The organism is Polynucleobacter sp. JS-JIR-II-50 (assembly GCF_018687895.1).
Classification (GTDB): domain Bacteria; phylum Pseudomonadota; class Gammaproteobacteria; order Burkholderiales; family Burkholderiaceae; genus Polynucleobacter.
Window position 1 is genome coordinate 1,051,933 of the sequence record NZ_CP061307.1, and the last position, 15,987, is coordinate 1,067,919.

Here is a 15,987-nt window from a genome sequence, read left to right on the forward strand (position 1 = left end):
TAGGCTACCTATTACTCTTCAGCAGTGTTTGATATGGGGCCATAGCGCCCCATACGTTTTTAAAGAGAATGGCTTGCGCCTTTTCATTAGGATGCATCCGATCCGATTGAAATAAATTGATGTCAGAGGCAACGTTCTTTAAAAAAAACGGTACAAGTTCAACTTGTTCCTGGCGAGCAAGCCTAGGATACAGATTCTGAAATTGCTTGGTGTACTCTTGCCCATAATTGGGTGGAATCTGCATTCCAAACAATAGAACTTTTGCTCCTGATATTTTGCTTAATTGAATCATCTTGCGTAAATTTTTATCTGACTCTTGGATTGATAGTCCGCGTAATGCATCATTTGCCCCAAGCTCTAAAAGGACAATTCCCGGTTTCTTTTGCTCCAATAGTTTTGGTAATCTCGATAGACCTCCAGAGCTAGTTTCCCCGCTAATGCTGGCGTTAAAAACAGTCCAAGGACTAGCTTCTTTATGAAGTTGGTCTTCCAGGAGCTTTACCCACCCGGCACCGCGCGCCAATCCATATTCTGCCGAGAGACTATCCCCCATAACCAAAATAACGGGATTGGTCTGAGCCTGTGTACTAAAAGGAATAAACAGGCAAAATAGACCGGTTGCCATCAAAATGGCTCTCATTTTTCTACTCAAGAATCTCAACCAAATATTTTGAATCATTTATGAGTATTCCAGTCAAAGTCCTTAGCGCACTACATTTAGGTAAACAAGTTCTATCTAGCGATGGATCGTTAACCATTTTGCACGACATTAGCTTTGACGTCTTTGATGGCGAAAGTGTTGCTATTACTGGTGCGTCGGGTTCTGGGAAAAGTACATTGCTCGGTCTTCTAGCCGGGTTGGATACTCCCTCTAGTGGGCATGTTGAGTTGGTCTCTCAAAATCTGAATGACCTGGATGAAGATGGGCGGGCGCAATTAAGGGGGCAAAAGGTTGGCTTTGTATTTCAATCCTTTCAATTGCTGCCTCATTTAACGGCACTTGAAAATGTCATGCTTCCAGCTGAGCTGAACGATATGGCAAAGCCCAAAGAAAATGCTCTGGCCTGCCTGGACCAGGTAGGTTTAAGTGAGCGAGCCAACCATTTCCCCAAAACCTTATCAGGCGGAGAGCAGCAACGAGTGGCCCTGGCAAGGGCTTTCATCATGAAGCCAGCAATTTTGTTTGCTGACGAGCCCACGGGCAGCCTAGATGAGGTTAGCGGGAATCGGGTTATTGAGCTGCTTTTTGAGCTAAATCGAGCCAATCATTCCACCCTTATTTTGGTCACCCATGACCAGGCCTTGGCTGAACGGTGCCAGCGACAGTTGCACCTTCAAGGCGGGCGATTGTTGTAGGCAAAACCTTATAATCTAGGGATGTCTTTTTTCCACTTTTTGCCTGGCGCTGATGCGCTTTCCCCCTTCCGCCAACAGCGACTTTTGGCTACTTTGGCTGCCCAAGGGGTTGATCTTGAGTCTATTGAAGCTCAATACCTCCATTTCATTTGGTCGGAGGCTGAGCTGAATGCCAAAAATCAAGATGTCATGGCTAGTTTATTGACTTATGGCCAGCTGTTTCACTCCAAAATACATCCAGGAAAATCTTGGTTCGGAACCGGTAAGGCCGAGAATCTAGGCGCCATCGTTATCCCAAGATTTGGGACTTTATCTCCTTGGGCCAGCAAGGCTACTGATATAGCTCGTCAATGTGGATTGGATGTGTTGCGGATTGAGCGTGGCGTTCAGTTTTCATGGAAAAGCAAAAAGGCGTTAACCCCAGAGCAACAACAATTAGTGCTAGCTGCTGTACATGACAGAATGACTGAAGCGGTGATTGATTCTACGGATGCAGCCAATGCTTTATACCAATCACTCGAGGACAAGCCATTCACTCGCATACCAGTGATGACTGAAGGCAGAGTTGCCCTTGATAAAGCTAATCAGGAATTAGGCCTTGCTTTATCTGATGACGAGGTGGCATATCTTGTTGAAAACTTTATACGCCTGCAGCGCAATCCATCAGACGTTGAGTTGATCATGTTTGCGCAAGCAAATAGCGAACACTGTCGCCATAAGATATTTAATTCCAGCTGGACAATTGATGGCGATGATCAAGAGCGATCCTTGTTCGCTATGATCCGCAATACTCACCAATTACAACCCGAAGGTACGATTGTTGCGTACTCTGATAACTCCGCAGTCATGGTTGGCTGCGAAGCGGAAACCTGGGTTCCCCAGGGCAAAGATCAACGCTATGAAAAAGATACGCGCTTGGTCCATACCCTTATGAAGGTGGAGACTCATAATCACCCGACTGCGATCGCTCCCTTTCCTGGCGCATCTACAGGTGCGGGCGGTGAAATTCGTGACGAGGGTGCTACTGGTATTGGCGGACGTCCCAAAGCTGGCCTTACCGGTTTCTCAGTATCTAATTTAAATATTCCTGGCACAGATCTTCCTTGGGAGAATCTGAAATACGGCAAGCCTGAGCGCATCGCTACACCTTTACAAATCATGATTGAAGGGCCACTAGGCGGCGCTGCATTCAATAATGAATTTGGTCGCCCAATTTTAGGTGGTTACTTTAGGGTCTTTGAGCAAACATTAGATGGCATACGTCGCGGCTATCACAAGCCCATTATGATTGCTGGCGGTATCGGAAGCATTGATTCAATCCATACCGAGAAAAAAGCAATTCAAGCAGGGCACCTATTCATTCAATTGGGCGGCCCAGGTATGCGAATCGGCATGGGCGGCGCTACGGGCAGCTCTGTTGCGACCGGGACAAACACTGCCGATCTTGATTTTGATTCTGTACAACGAGGCAATCCAGAAATGGAGCGTCGCGCACAAGAAGTAATCAATGCCTGCCGCGCTCTGGGTGATCGCAATCCAATTGTTTCTATTCATGATGTAGGCGCAGGTGGTATATCAAATGCATTCCCCGAGCTGGCAGATGGGGCTGGATTAGGGGCTGCATTTAATCTTCGGAGCGTACCGCTAGAAGAGAGTGGTATGAGTCCAGCGGAGATTTGGTGCAATGAATCTCAGGAACGTTATGTTTTAGCCATAGACGCCCAGGACTTAGATCTATTTAAATCATTTTGCGAACGTGAGCGCTGCCCCTTTGCAGTAGTTGGAGAAGCAACTACGGAACGTCAACTGAAATTAAGTGACTCAAAGCAGCCATCATCTGATGATGCAGCTCTTCCAATTGACATGCCCATGGAAGTTTTGCTTGGTAAGCCTCCAAAGATGCATCGTAACGTTACAAGAGTTGCCCAGGAGTTTAAAGAATTAGACGTAACGGATGCCGATCTTGCGCAATCAATAGCGTGGGTCTTGCAACAACCCACTGTAGCTAGTAAATCATTCTTGATTACGATTGGTGACAGAACTGTTGGTGGTCTAAATGCTAGAGATCAGTTTGTTGGACCATGGCAAGTTCCTGTAGCCGATTGCGCCGTAACTCTGATGGATTACAAGGGTTATCGTGGTGAAGCAATGTCTATGGGTGAAAGAACTCCATTGGCAGTGATAGATGCCCCAGCTGCTGCACGTATGGCAGTAGGTGAAGCCATTACCAATCTTTTAGCTGCTGATATTGTCAGCCTCGAAGGCGTAAAGCTTTCTGCAAACTGGATGGCGGCATGTGGTGCTCCTGGTGAAGACGCCAAGCTCTATGACTCTGTTGAAGCAATTGGCATGGAGCTGTGCCCTGCGCTTGGAATATCGATTCCCGTTGGTAAAGATTCATTATCTATGTCTACCGCATGGCAAGATGGTGATGAAGCTAAGAAAGTAGTCGCCCCAGTTTCTTTAATTATTTCTGCTTTTGCATCCGTACTAGATGCCCGTAAAACATTGACACCTCTGCTTCAATTGAAGAGTAAAGACGGATCTCCACAAGAGACTGAGCTGATCTTGATCGATTTAGGGCGTGGCAAGAATCGCATGGCGGGAAGTATCTTGGCTCAAGTGCTCGATCAGTCCGGAAAATCAGCGCCTGATATTGATCATCCAGAAGATCTCAAGTCTTTTGCTGCCGCCATAATTGAGCTACGTAAAGAGAATAAGCTTTTGGCTTATCACGACCGTTCTGATGGTGGGTTGTTTGCCACCATTGCCGAAATGGCTTTTGCCTCCCATTGCGGAATTTCACTTAACGTAGATATGATCGCCATGGACGCTGGGCAAGAGCCTGATTATGGTGATGCCAAGAATTGGGCGCAGCAGGTTTCTGGTCGTCGCCATGAACAAACCATGCGCGCGTTATTTAATGAAGAGTTAGGCGCAGTAATTCAAGTTCGCAAAGAAGATCGGGATGCGGTATTCGCCGTATTGAGAAAGTTGGGCTTAAGTGCTCATAGTCATGTGATCGGCAAGCCCAATACCAACGGTCGTATTGAAATTTGGCGTGACGCTAAAAATATTTTTGCTGAGCCGCGTGAAGTGCTGCAAAAGATTTGGACTAACACTAGCTATCAAATAGCGCGTTTACGCGATAATCCTGCCTGTGCTGATAGTGAATTCTCGCTCTTGGACAATGTTGCCGACACGGGCATGAATCCTAAACTCACATTCAATCCTTCTGAAGATATTGCGGCGCCATTTATTGGTAAAAATGCACGTCCTAAAGTTGCTATTTTGCGTGAGCAAGGGGTTAACTCCCATGTTGAAATGGCGTACTCCGTTAATTGGGCCGGATTTGATAGCTATGACGTCCACATGTCTGATTTACTTAGTGGCAAGGCAAAGCTAGAAGACTTTAGAGGTTTAATCGCTTGTGGTGGCTTTAGTTACGGAGATGTATTGGGTGCCGGTGAGGGTTGGGCAAAAACAATTCTATTTAACCAGCAGCTCCGAGATCAGTTTTCTAAGTTCTTTGAGCGTCAAGACAGCTTTGCATTAGGTGTTTGCAACGGTTGTCAAATGATGAGCAATCTCTCGGGAATCATTCCGGGTGCAGAAGCATGGCCTAAATTTACGCGTAATCAATCAGAGCAATATGAAGCACGCTTAGTGATGGCGGAGGTCATGACTTCACCTTCAATATTCACCCAGGGCATGGAGGGTAGTCAGATACCAATTGCTATCGCTCACGGTGAAGGATTCGCCAACTTCAGCCAACAAGGCAGCTTAGAGAAAATTCAAAAGCAGGGCTTAGCCTCATTCCGCTTTGTGGATCATCAAGGCAACCCAACAGAAATTTACCCAATGAATCCAAATGGATCACCTAATGGATTAACTGGGGTTACAACACCTGATGGCCGCTTTATGGTCATGATGCCTCATCCAGAGCGTGTATTTAGGGCTGTACAGATGAGTTGGTGTCCGCCCGAATGGTTGGATACTCCGGATGGCGCTAGCCCGTGGTTGCGTCTATTCCGCAACGCACGTCGTTGGGCGAATTAAATTGTCCTCTGAGAGCTTAATGGAGCCGGTCACCTTTTCCGAAAGTGGTGGCGTGCGTTACCTGCATTTTGGAACAGAATCTATTCAGGGGGCAATGCGCTTGCGTGATCCTGAAGAGATTTACCTCGAATACAACCAGCAAATGATGGCATGGCTTTTGTTTTTAGAGACCAAACCTGGCATGCAAATTGCTCAACTTGGGCTCGGCACGGGGGCCTTAGCTAAGTTTCAGCATCAACATTGCCCAGCCGTTAAAACTACTGTTGTGGAGTTAAATCCCGCTGTAATTGTTTCTGCGAGATCGATGTTTTTTACGCCTGACGATGATCGCCGCTTAGAAACGCTACAAACTGATGCAAAGCTTTTTGTAAAGAATAAGAAGTATCAGGGTCAGTTTGATGCCGTTCAGGTGGATTTGTATGATGCCATTTGCGATGGTCCTTCAGTAAGCTCTCTGGATTTCTATAAAGGTTGCTACGAGATTCTTAAGGGGCCTGGTGTCATGACGGTGAATTTATTCTCACGACACAAAAGCTTTGATATAAACCTTAAGAATATCTGTGAAGCTTTTGACAACAGGGTGCTCTTATTTCCAGAGTCCCATGATTGCAATGTCGTCGCAATCGCATTTAAGGGCCCTAAGCTTGAAGCGGAGTGGAAGGATGTTTCAAAGCGGGCAAAACTGATCCTTGAAAAAACAGGCCTGCCAACCAATAAATGGGTCTCGGGCATTAGTCGAGAGAACGCCAGACAAGAAAGTAAGCTCTCGATTTAATTATTCGAGATAAAAAAAGAAAAAGGCGATCGTTTGATCGCCTTTTTTGCTTCTCAACCTATTGCCAGGTTGAGGGTGATACATATTACACAGTCACAGTATCTGCAACATCGCTAAATGACTTGAGCTTATCAAAACTCATGTATTTGTATACATCACCAGCTTTAGCATCGAGCGCCTTCACTTGCTCTAAATACTCTGCAGGAGTAGGTAGGCGACCCAAGAGGGCGGCGACAGAAGCTAATTCAGCAGATGCCAAATACACACGAGTATCGATACCTAAGCGGTTTGGGAAGTTACGTGTAGAGGTTGATACAGCTGTTGAGCCCTTGCGGATCTGCGCTTGGTTACCCATACAAAGTGAGCAGCCTGGGCTTTCCATGCGGGCACCAGCGGCGCCTAACATGCCGTAGTAGCCTTCTTCCATCAAGACCATAGCATCCATCTTGGTTGGAGGCGCTACCCATAAGCGGGTTGGCATATCTTTCTTGCCTTGTAAAACCTGACCAGCTGCGCGGAAGTGGCCAATATTGGTCATGCATGAGCCAATAAACACTTCATCAATCTTGTCGCCAGCTACTTCAGATAATACTTTTACATCATCTGGGTCGTTAGGGCAGGCAAGGATAGGTTCTTTGATTTCATCGATATTGATTTCGATGATCTCTGCGTAGTCAGCATCCGCATCGGCTTTGAGTAGTTGTGGATTAGCAATCCAAGCTTCCATGGCTTTGATGCGGCGACCAAGAGTACGCTTATCTTCATAACCATTAGCAATCATCCACTTCATCAAGGTGATATTTGATGTCATGTATTCAATGATTGGCTCTTTGTTCAAGTGAACAGTACAGCCGCCAGCAGAACGCTCAGCAGAAGCGTCAGACAATTCAAATGCCTGCTCAACTTTCAGGTCGGGTAGACCTTCTATTTCAAGAATGCGGCCAGAGAAAATATTCTTCTTGCCTTGTTTCTCAACAGTGAGCAAACCCTTTTTGATTGCATATAAAGGAATTGCATTCACCAAGTCGCGCAAAGTGATGCCAGGTTGCATCTTGCCTTTGAAGCGAACTAAAACAGACTCAGGCATATCCAATGGCATTACACCTGTAGCTGCTGCGAAAGCAACTAAGCCTGAACCAGCGGGGAATGAAATACCAATTGGGAAGCGTGTATGGCTATCGCCACCAGTTCCACAAGTATCTGGGAGGAGCAGGCGGTTCAACCAGCTATGGATCACGCCATCACCTGGGCGCAAGGCAACACCACCACGATTAGTCATGAATGGTGGAAGCTCATGTTGGGTGCGAATATCTACAGGCTTTGGATAAGCCGAGGTATGGCAGAACGACTGCATTACGAGATCAGAAGAGAAACCAAGGCAAGCCAAGTCTTTCAATTCATCGCGCGTCATTGGGCCTGTTGTGTCTTGTGAGCCAACAGTAGTCATATGCGGCTCGCAATAAGTACCAGGGCGTACGCCTTGTCCTTCTGGTAAGCCACAGGCGCGACCAACTATTTTTTGAGCCAAGCTAAAGCCCTTCTTGTTGTCGACTGGATTAACCGGCAAACGGAATTCAGCAGAAGCAGGCAAGCCCAGTGCAGCACGTGCTTTAGCAGTTAAGCCACGACCAACGATTAAAGGGATACGTCCGCCAGCGCGTACTTCATCCAGAATGACAGGCGACTTCAATGCAAAAGTGGTGATTTCCTGACCGTTTTTAAATACTTTTCCTTCGTAGGGCCGAAGTTCAATCTCATCACCCATATTCATTTGAGAAACATCTAATTCGATTGGTAATGCTCCGGAATCCTCCATTGTGTTGAAGAAGATCGGGGCAATATTGGTACCTAAGCACACACCACCAAAACGCTTGTTTGGTACGAATGGAATATCTTGACCTGTCCACCAGAGAACAGAGTTTGTTGCAGATTTACGTGATGAGCCTGTACCTACTACGTCTCCAACGTAGGCAATTTGATTACCTTTTTTCTGGAGAGCAGCGATTTGCTTCATCGGACCGCGAACTCCACTCTCATCTGGCTCAATGCCAGGACGGGGGTTCTTGAGCATGATGGTTGCATGCAGTGGAATATCAGGGCGGCTCCATGCGTCAGGCGCGGGAGAAAGGTCATCGGTATTAGTTTCACCCGTTACCTTGAAAACAGTTAACTTCATGCTCTCTGGAACTGCAGGACGGCTAGTAAACCAGTCTGCATTGGCCCAGCTTTGCATTACCGCTTTAGCATTCGCATTGCCTTTTTCAGCAAGCTCTTGAACGTCGTTGAAATAATCAAACATCAAGAGTGTTTTCTTGAGCGCTTCTGCAGCAGCAACACCGCACTCGGAGTCAGATAAAAGCTCTACTAAAGGTTTGATGTTGTAACCACCTAACATCGTGCCCAAAAGTTCAGTAGCACGTACACGGGAAATTAATGGAGATTTTTCTGTACCTTTGGCAACAGCATCTAAGAACTCAGCTTTAACTTTAGCTGCATCATCTACACCAGCAGGAACGCGGTTTGTGATTAATTCAACTAGCTCGGATTCTTTGCCGGCAGGTGGGTTTTTCAGCAATTTCACCAATTCAGAGGTTTGATCCTTGGTTAAAGGCAGGGCTGGAATACCGAGAGCTGCGCGTTCAGCGACGAGGGCGTTATAGGCTTCTAACATTATGTTTCCTATGGTGTAAAAGTGATCAATAGAAAGGCCAAAAGGGAATTCTCTCCCGTTTTGCCAAATTATAGTTGCTAAATCAAGTCTTATATAAGAGTTTAAACCCTAAAAAATCGGCAAATTAGCCAAAATCAGGACTTTATTTGGACCCATGACTTTGAAAATGGAGCAATTACACAACTTGCTCTTCCTTGAGGGCCCAAACTAGTGCCACTACCCAGCCAATCAGGGACCATCCTAAAAACAGGTTTAAGGCAAAAATAGCCCCTGTATTTGCCCTTTTTTTGTGAAATGCTATGGCAAAAGGGAGGAAATAAAATAGGGAGAGAACGGTGATTAATATCGCAAATAAAAGGCGCATAGGTATTAAATCGTTAGATTGGGGTGGACGAGATCCTATATTAACGATTTTGAAATTTCCCCGCCCCTGATGGCTATCGTTATAATTACTTTTTCCAACAGAGCTTAAGCGATGACCAAATACGTTTTTGTCACTGGTGGTGTGGTTTCTTCTTTAGGGAAAGGAATCGCAGCTGCCTCGCTTGCCGCGATTCTTGAATCCCGCGGCTTGAAAGTCACCCTCCTAAAATTAGACCCTTATATCAACGTTGACCCGGGTACCATGAGCCCGCTCCAGCACGGAGAGGTTTTTGTAACCGAGGATGGTGCTGAGACCGACTTGGACTTGGGTCACTATGAGCGCTTTGTTTCTGCAAAGATGCGCAAAAGTAATAACTTCACTACTGGCCAGATTTATGAGTCAGTCATTAGCAAAGAGCGTCGAGGTGAGTATCTTGGAAAAACTGTCCAAGTTATTCCGCACATTACAAATGAAATCCAAGCCTTTGTAGAGCGTGGAGCTAAAGCTAGTCATGACGGCAAAGCAGATGTTGCTATCTGCGAAATCGGCGGCACTGTTGGCGATATTGAATCACTACCGTTCCTAGAGGCTGCAAGACAGATGAGCTTGCGTCTGCCTTTGCATGATTGCGCCTTTGTCCATTTGACTCTCGTGCCTTATATCCATAGTGCTGGCGAGTTAAAAACTAAACCAACGCAACACTCTGTTCAGAAGCTTCGTGAGATTGGCATCATGCCGACAGTATTGCTCTGCCGTGCTGATCGCCCGATTCCAGAAGATGAGCGCGCAAAGATTTCTTTATTCTCAAACGTACGTGAAGAAGCGGTGATTTCAGTTTGGGATGTAGATACGATTTATAAGATTCCTGAGATGCTCCAAGCCCAAGGCATGGATGATTTAATTTGCCGTCAACTAGATTTAAAAGCCAAGCCAGCAGATCTTTCCGTATGGGCCAACCTAGTTTATGAAATGGCAAACCCACAACACGAAGTGACTATTGGTATGGTTGGCAAGTATGTGGAGCTAACAGAGTCATACAAATCACTTATTGAAGCTTTGCGTCACGCAGGCATTCATACACATACTCGCGTCAATATTAATTACATCGATTCTGAAGTCATTGAAAAAGATGGAATTGATTGCTTGCAAAAGTTGGACGCGATTTTGGTTCCCGGTGGCTTTGGTAAGCGTGGTACTGAAGGCAAAATTGCTGCCATTCGTTATGCACGCGAAAACAATGTCCCTTACTTGGGAATTTGTTTAGGTATGCAATTAGCCGTGATTGAATTTGCACGCCATGTAGCGAACCTTACGAAGGCGAACAGCACTGAATTTGATCCTCTGTCAGAGCAGCCTGTTGTTGCTCTAATAACCGAATGGTTGGACAGAGAAGGGCGAGTAGAGAAACGCACTAACGATTCTGATTTGGGCGGCACTATGCGTCTAGGGTCGCAACGCTGTCCAGTTAAAGCTGGAACCTTAGCCCATCGCATTTACGGTCCAGAGGTAAATGAGCGTCATCGTCATCGCTATGAGGTAAATAACACCTACGTGCCGCAACTAGAACAATCTGGTTTGATTATTTCAGCTAGAACCCCCAATGAAGAGTTGCCTGAGATGATGGAATTACCAGCATCAATGCATCCTTGGTTCTTTGGTGTGCAGTTTCACCCTGAATTTACTTCAACTCCGCGGGATGGGCACCCTTTGTTCTCAGCCTTTATCAGTGCCGCACTTGAGCACCAAACAGCCGCTGAAAAGCAGGCTGCATAAGGGAAGAATATGAGCGCATTCAAGCTTTGTGGTTTTGATGTTGGTCTAGATCATCGCTTCTTTTTAATTGCTGGCCCCTGTGTCATTGAGTCAGAGCAATCGGCTATCGATATTGCGGGTCAACTAAAGGAAATTACCTCCGCTCTAAAGATCCCGTTTATTTACAAGTCATCGTTTGATAAAGCCAATCGCTCATCAGGAACGTCTTTCCGTGGTCTAGGTATGGAGAAGGGCTTAGAGATTTTGGCTAAGGTTAAAAAGCAAGTTCATGTTCCGGTGCTTACAGATGTTCATGACATCAGCGAAATTGCTTCTGTAGCTAGCGTTGTAGATGTATTGCAGACCCCAGCTTTTTTATGCAGACAAACTGACTTCATTCGCGCCTGCGCTCAAAGTGGCAAGCCCGTTAATTTTAAGAAGGGTCAGTTTCTTTCTCCGCACGAGATGTTGAATGTTATTGAGAAGGCTCGAGTAGCCGCAGCTGAAAAAAATCTTCCAGACCAATTTATGGTGTGCGAACGTGGAGCTTCTTTTGGCTACAACAACCTAGTTTCAGATATGCGTAGCTTGGCAATTTTGCGGGAATCCAATGCGCCAGTAGTTTTTGATGCTACTCATTCGGTTCAATTGCCTGGTGGTCACGGCAACTCAAGTGGTGGTCAGCGCGAATTCGTACCAGTGTTAGCTCGTGCTGCTGTTGCAGTCGGCATTAGTGGCCTATTTATGGAAACACACCCAGACCCCGCAAAAGCGCTATCTGATGGCCCAAATGCTGTTCCGTTGGATCGCATGAAAGATTTGCTTGAATCACTATTGGCTATCGACGGCGCTGTTAAATCAACGGGAAGTTTTTTAGAAGACAGCTTCAAGTAAGTTATTACAACCCATTTCATATTGTTTTAAGGAGAAGGTGCATGAGCGCCATTGTTGACATCATCGGTAGAGAAGTTTTGGATTCACGCGGCAACCCAACAGTTGAGTGCGATGTTTTGCTTGAGTCAGGTGTTATGGGTCGTGCGGCTGTGCCTTCTGGAGCATCCACGGGATCCCGTGAGGCGATTGAGTTACGCGATGGTGACAAGACGCGTTACCTAGGCAAAGGCGTACTCAAGGCAGTTCAAAATATCAACATTGAGATTGCTGAATCCATTCTTGGACTAGATGCAAGTGAGCAAGCCTTCCTTGATCGCACCCTAATTGAATTAGATGGCACTCATAACAAAGCACGCTTAGGTGCAAATGCAACGCTTGCGGTTTCTATGGCTGTTGCTAGGGCAGCAGCTGAGGAAGCAGGCTTGCCTTTATATCGTTATTTTGGCGGCTCTGGCGGCATGCAGTTACCGGTACCCATGATGAATATCGTTAATGGTGGTGCTCACGCTAATAACAGCCTTGATATTCAAGAATTCATGGTGATGCCAGTTGGCGCCGAAAACTTCCGTGACGCACTCCGTTGTGGTGCAGAGATTTTCCATGAGCTCAAAAAGATCTTAGGTGCCCAAGGTATGCCTACTACTGTTGGTGACGAGGGTGGCTTTGCACCAAACTTCAAGAGTAATCACGAATGCCTACAAACCATCATGAAAGCAATTGAAGGTGCAGGCTATACGGCAGGCGAAGACGTTCTATTGGCTCTAGATTGCGCTGCTAGTGAGTTCTATAAAGATGGCAAATACCACTTGTCAGGCGAGGGTCTCCAATTAAGCTCAAGCGAGTTCTCTGACTACCTTGGTAACTTGACGGATCAGTTCCCAATTGTTTCGATTGAGGATGGCATGCATGAAGGTGACTGGGATGGTTGGGCTGACATCACTAAAAAGCTTGGCAAGAAAATCCAATTGGTTGGCGATGATTTATTCGTTACGAACACCCGCATCCTCCAGGAGGGGATAGATAAAGGTATTGCGAACTCTATTTTGATTAAGATTAATCAAATTGGTACATTGACAGAAACATTTGCTGCAATTGAGATGGCTAAGCGCGCAAACTACACTGCAGTAATTTCTCATCGCTCAGGCGAGACTGAAGATAGCACCATTGCAGATATTGCCGTTGGTACCAACGCAGGTCAAATTAAAACTGGCTCTTTATCTCGCTCTGATCGCATCGCTAAATATAATCAGCTATTGCGTATTGAAGAAGATCTGGGTGATGTGGCCACTTATCCAGGCAAATCTGTTTTCTATAACCTCAAGCGCTAAGTCTGATTACTTATTAGCTTATGCGGATTGTCATCTACTCCATGCTGGTATTGCTGATTGCAATTCAGTACCCGCTTTGGCTGGGTAAGGGTGGATGGCTAAAGGTTTACGAGATGGAGCGACAAGTCGAACTCCAAGACGCTAAAAATAGCCTCTTGGCCCTTCGTAATGCCAAGCTATCTGGCGATGTTAAAGATCTGAAAGATGGCACTCGAGCCATCGAAGAACGGGCCCGTGTTGAGCATGGGTTAATTAAGGAAGGTGAGTTTTTCGTGCAAATCTTACCGACCGATAAAGCATCCAACACCCAAGCTACAAAACAGTAGTATTTAATGACCGCTAGATGGCAGCCTCGTAGCGTCACTCAATAAATCTGTTTTAAAAACCTGAAGGCAATCAACCGCATCAAAGCGGTATGGTTTTGCACAAAAATCACAAACGGTCTCTACAGCACCTTGCTCGGCAAGAATACTTTGAACCTCTTCTTCACCAAGCATTCGCAAGATATCGGCAACCTTAGTGCGAGAGCATCTACAAGCAAAACGAATGGGGCGAGTAGGGAAGCTGCGTACACCATTTTCGGCGGACTCCTCCAAAAATAAACGCCTCAAAATAGTCTCTGGCGGAAGCGTTAACAATTCTTCATTAGTAATTGTTTCACCAAGCGTTTGAATGCGTGACCAGCCTTCAGCCGCAACCTGCGGATCCAGATGGGCATGGCCTCCAGAATTTGGCAATCGTTGTAACAATAAGCCGCCAACATGGGTATCACTTGATGCAAGCCAAATGCGTGTATCCAATTGTTCGGAGTTTTGCATATACAGGGCTATAGCCTCTGCAGCGCTAGTGACCGGTTTAATGACTGCTCCTTGATGATCTTGAAGCGCTACGATGCCTTGGTAGGGTGCCTGTCCTGGTTCACGGTCAGCTGGATCTAAGGTAATAACCAATCTTCCGCTTCCACTAACATCCAGTAGATCGGCTAGAGTTGCATCTGACCCTATTTCAGAGGGGTCAACAGAAAGCTTGACTGTAGCCCTCATGGATAAATCAGACTTACATTCAACCACTAGAAGCTGAATGGGGCCCTTGCTTTGCGCTTGAATGATGAGGGTTCCATCAAATTTGAGGCTGGCACTTAAAAGGGTGGCAGCGCCAACAAAGTCACCCAGAATCGTACGGATGGCAGGGGGGTCGTTACGACGCTCTAGAACGGCCTGCCAGGCGCTTCCAATAGATACTATTTCCCCGCGAACCGGGGCCCCATCACACATAAAGACTAGTAATTCATTCATATTTCAAAGTATCCACTTTTTTTCGGTTTTAGTCTCAGCAAGCCTGACCTGAGATAATGTGATTTATGCATATACGTACACGTTTCGCCCCAAGTCCCACGGGCTTTATTCATCTGGGAAATCTTCGCAGCGCTCTATATCCGTGGGCTTTTGCGCGCCACAATAAAGGCGACTTCATTCTTCGTATTGAGGATACTGACCTTGAGCGCTCATCACAGGAGGCTGTAGACGTCATCATCGAAGGAATGGCGTGGCTCGGCCTAGATTTGGATGAGGGTCCGATCTACCAGATGCAGCGTATTGATCGATATCGTGAAGTAGTAAAGCAAATGCTAGATTCTGGATTGGCCTATCCTTGCTACATGAGCGAAGAGCAGCTCAATAAACTCCGTGATCAGCAAATGGCAAATAAAGAAAAGCCTCGCTATAACGGCCTATGGAGACCTGAACCTGGTAAGACATTGCCACCTGTTCCCGAGGGTGTAAGCCCAGTAATTCGCTTTAAGAATCCAATTGGCGGATCTGTTATTTGGAATGACGCTGTCAAAGGTCAAATAGAAATTAGCAATGATGAGTTGGATGATTTGGTTATTGCTAGACCAGACGGAACGCCTACCTATAACTTTTGCGTAGTGATTGATGACATGGATATGAACATCACCCACGTTATTCGGGGTGATGACCATGTCAATAACACCCCTAGACAAATCAACATCATGAAGGCGCTGTGTGGAACTCCGCCTGTCTACGCCCATCTGCCAACCGTCCTCAATGATGCTGGTGAAAAAATGAGCAAGCGTAACGGTGCGATGAGCGTAAGGGATTACCAAAAAGCAGGTTATCTTCCTGATGCAATTCTGAATTACCTGGCACGTTTAGGCTGGTCTCATGGAGATGCTGAGATATTTACTAAAGAGCAATTTGTAGACTGGTTTGATTTGGAAAGTTTGGGGCGCTCACCAGCGCAACATAATCCAGAAAAATTACTTTGGTTAAACCATCAATATATTCAGAATTCAGAACCAGCCAAACTAGCAGCTGCAACTAAGCCATTTGCTCATGAGATGGGTATTGATACAGAATCCGGCCCAAACTTTGTTCAAGTAGTTGGCTTGTTAAAAGATCGCGCCAATACCCTGATTGAAATTGCAGAAGGGGCAAAGCTGTTTTACTCACCAGCGCCTAATTTAAGCGCAGATCAAATTAAAGAAAATATAGCCGAATCCGTTATTCCTGCATTGAAGGATTTGGTTGAAGCTATTTCATCAGCTGAGCCGACTAAAGAAGCTTATGCGGCTGTTTTTAAGCAAATATTGGCAAAGTATCAAATTAAAATGCCAGCATTAGCAATGCCCGTGAGATTCGCATTATTTGCCACTACACAGACCCCAGCCATTGATTCTGTGCTGGTTGTGTTGGGCAAGGAGGAGGCTGTCAAAAGGCTTTCCAAGGTAGTCCAATAGAGAACTTGCGTACCCGCACAAAAATAGGAT

At 46.1% G+C, this 15,987-nt stretch carries 12 protein-coding genes; 8 read left to right on the plus strand and 4 right to left on the minus strand.

Translation table 11 applies throughout. The features are described 5' to 3' along the window. Window positions 1-4: 4 nt before the first annotated feature. Window positions 5-679, minus strand: a complete 675-nt coding sequence (locus FD963_RS05495) for an arylesterase (protein WP_215360895.1) — start codon at window positions 677-679, stop codon at window positions 5-7. A gap of 2 nt (window positions 680-681) precedes the next feature. Here FD963_RS05495 and FD963_RS05500 point away from each other — a divergent pair, with 2 nt between their 5' ends. Genes FD963_RS05500 through FD963_RS05510 form a run of 3 tightly spaced genes read left to right on the plus strand, consistent with a single transcriptional unit; the run spans window position 682 to window position 6,190 of the window. Continuing rightward, window positions 682-1,356: an ABC transporter ATP-binding protein gene (locus tag FD963_RS05500; protein ID WP_215360905.1), complete on the plus strand. Its 675-nt coding sequence runs from the start codon at window positions 682-684 to the stop codon at window positions 1,354-1,356. 21 nt (window positions 1,357-1,377) lie between these two features. Then, window positions 1,378-5,415, plus strand: a complete 4,038-nt coding sequence (gene purL, locus FD963_RS05505) for a phosphoribosylformylglycinamidine synthase (RefSeq protein WP_215360906.1) — start codon at window positions 1,378-1,380, stop codon at window positions 5,413-5,415. A 19-nt stretch (window positions 5,416-5,434) separates the two neighbouring features. After that, window positions 5,435-6,190, plus strand: coding sequence for a spermidine synthase (locus tag FD963_RS05510; RefSeq protein ID WP_215360908.1), 756 nt, complete (start codon window positions 5,435-5,437; stop codon window positions 6,188-6,190). 85 nt (window positions 6,191-6,275) lie between these two features. Here the strand turns inward: FD963_RS05510 and FD963_RS05515 are convergent, their stop codons facing one another. Both FD963_RS05515 and FD963_RS05520 read right to left on the minus strand, forming a co-directional pair. Further along, on the minus strand, window positions 6,276-8,861 hold the full coding sequence (locus tag FD963_RS05515) for a bifunctional aconitate hydratase 2/2-methylisocitrate dehydratase (protein WP_215360910.1): 2,586 nt from the start codon (window positions 8,859-8,861) through the stop codon (window positions 6,276-6,278). Between the two features lie 175 nt (window positions 8,862-9,036). Further along, on the minus strand, window positions 9,037-9,225 hold the full coding sequence (locus FD963_RS05520; RefSeq protein ID WP_215360912.1) for a superinfection immunity protein: 189 nt from the start codon (window positions 9,223-9,225) through the stop codon (window positions 9,037-9,039). A gap of 111 nt (window positions 9,226-9,336) precedes the next feature. Here FD963_RS05520 and FD963_RS05525 point away from each other — a divergent pair, with 111 nt between their 5' ends. The 4 genes from FD963_RS05525 to ftsB are packed head-to-tail and all read left to right on the plus strand — an operon-like array spanning window position 9,337 to window position 13,525. Continuing rightward, entirely contained in the window at window positions 9,337-10,998 is a 1,662-nt protein-coding gene (locus tag FD963_RS05525; protein ID WP_215360913.1) for a CTP synthase, read from the plus strand. A gap of 9 nt (window positions 10,999-11,007) precedes the next feature. After that, window positions 11,008-11,871: a 3-deoxy-8-phosphooctulonate synthase gene (gene kdsA / locus FD963_RS05530; RefSeq protein ID WP_215360915.1), complete on the plus strand. Its 864-nt coding sequence runs from the start codon at window positions 11,008-11,010 to the stop codon at window positions 11,869-11,871. 41 nt (window positions 11,872-11,912) lie between these two features. Next, window positions 11,913-13,199 carry a phosphopyruvate hydratase gene (gene eno, locus FD963_RS05535; protein ID WP_215322172.1) on the plus strand — a complete coding sequence of 429 codons (1,287 nt, stop codon included), beginning with the start codon at window positions 11,913-11,915 and terminating at the stop codon, window positions 13,197-13,199. 20 nt (window positions 13,200-13,219) lie between these two features. Further along, entirely contained in the window at window positions 13,220-13,525 is a 306-nt protein-coding gene (ftsB, locus tag FD963_RS05540; protein ID WP_215360916.1) for a cell division protein FtsB, read from the plus strand. Window positions 13,526-13,528: 3 nt separating this feature from the next. On the opposite strand, the gene FD963_RS05545 is transcribed toward ftsB, so the two are convergent. Beyond that, complete coding sequence (locus tag FD963_RS05545) at window positions 13,529-14,494, minus strand: Hsp33 family molecular chaperone HslO (RefSeq protein ID WP_215360924.1); 966 nt, start codon at window positions 14,492-14,494, stop codon at window positions 13,529-13,531. Window positions 14,495-14,559: 65 nt separating this feature from the next. Here FD963_RS05545 and gltX point away from each other — a divergent pair, with 65 nt between their 5' ends. Continuing rightward, window positions 14,560-15,957: a glutamate--tRNA ligase gene (gene gltX / locus FD963_RS05550; protein ID WP_215360927.1), complete on the plus strand. Its 1,398-nt coding sequence runs from the start codon at window positions 14,560-14,562 to the stop codon at window positions 15,955-15,957. Window positions 15,958-15,987 lie beyond the last annotated feature (30 nt).

Coding starts and splice junctions, on each gene's coding strand:
- FD963_RS05495 (WP_215360895.1), bottom strand. CDS start 679: ATGATTCAAAATATTTGGTTGAGATTCTTGAGTAGAAAAATGAGAGCC.
- FD963_RS05500 (WP_215360905.1), top strand. CDS start 682: ATGAGTATTCCAGTCAAAGTCCTTAGCGCACTACATTTAGGTAAACAA.
- purL (WP_215360906.1), top strand. CDS start 1,378: ATGTCTTTTTTCCACTTTTTGCCTGGCGCTGATGCGCTTTCCCCCTTC.
- FD963_RS05510 (WP_215360908.1), top strand. CDS start 5,435: ATGGAGCCGGTCACCTTTTCCGAAAGTGGTGGCGTGCGTTACCTGCAT.
- FD963_RS05515 (WP_215360910.1), bottom strand. CDS start 8,861: ATGTTAGAAGCCTATAACGCCCTCGTCGCTGAACGCGCAGCTCTCGGT.
- FD963_RS05520 (WP_215360912.1), bottom strand. CDS start 9,225: ATGCGCCTTTTATTTGCGATATTAATCACCGTTCTCTCCCTATTTTAT.
- FD963_RS05525 (WP_215360913.1), top strand. CDS start 9,337: ATGACCAAATACGTTTTTGTCACTGGTGGTGTGGTTTCTTCTTTAGGG.
- kdsA (WP_215360915.1), top strand. CDS start 11,008: ATGAGCGCATTCAAGCTTTGTGGTTTTGATGTTGGTCTAGATCATCGC.
- eno (WP_215322172.1), top strand. CDS start 11,913: ATGAGCGCCATTGTTGACATCATCGGTAGAGAAGTTTTGGATTCACGC.
- ftsB (WP_215360916.1), top strand. CDS start 13,220: ATGCGGATTGTCATCTACTCCATGCTGGTATTGCTGATTGCAATTCAG.
- FD963_RS05545 (WP_215360924.1), bottom strand. CDS start 14,494: ATGAATGAATTACTAGTCTTTATGTGTGATGGGGCCCCGGTTCGCGGG.
- gltX (WP_215360927.1), top strand. CDS start 14,560: ATGCATATACGTACACGTTTCGCCCCAAGTCCCACGGGCTTTATTCAT.